At 55.0% G+C, this 525-nt stretch carries 1 protein-coding gene; it reads right to left on the bottom strand.

Going from position 1 to position 525, the window contains the following annotated elements; genetic code table 11:
* Positions 1-53: 53 nt before the first annotated feature.
* Positions 54-525 (bottom strand): IS6 family transposase (locus OB03_RS14470; protein ID WP_461344627.1); only part of this gene is annotated, 472 nt, incomplete at its 5' end.

The raw sequence follows: 525 nt of genomic DNA on the forward strand, positions 1-525 counted from the left end.
GGTGCCGTCAGGTTAACTGGGTACAGTCAAAAGTACCCCTTCCCTGCTCAATATCAGGCAACCGCCGCCATCCAAGCGGCATCTGCATCGGCACGAAAGCGACGAAGCGTGGACCTGCTGATTAGATGACGTTGGATGTTGAAAGTGTTGTAGATCGCCGCGTGGGTTGTGAGAAATCTTTGCGCTGAGGCTTGAGTTTTGAACCTCTGTTGCTGCCGCTCTCGTCGTCTGATCGGCAGATGTGAGTTTTCCACGCGGTTATTGTCTCGTAACCGGCCAGGCCTGTGAAGATGCCGCATTTCCAGTTGATCGAGCGCCGCACCATACGGCGCCAGCCCGTCCGTTGTGATGGTTTCTGGCTCGACAGGTTGGTTTCGCAAAAGACGTCTCATCAGCTTCAAAGCCGCCTCTGTATCCCGTCGACGCTGGACGATAACATCTAAAACCTCGCCTTCGTCGTCGCCCGCACGCCACAGATACATGCGTCGGCCGCCTATCTTGCAAACAATCTCATCGAGATGCCAA

The organism is Brevundimonas sp. GN22 (assembly GCF_054824005.1).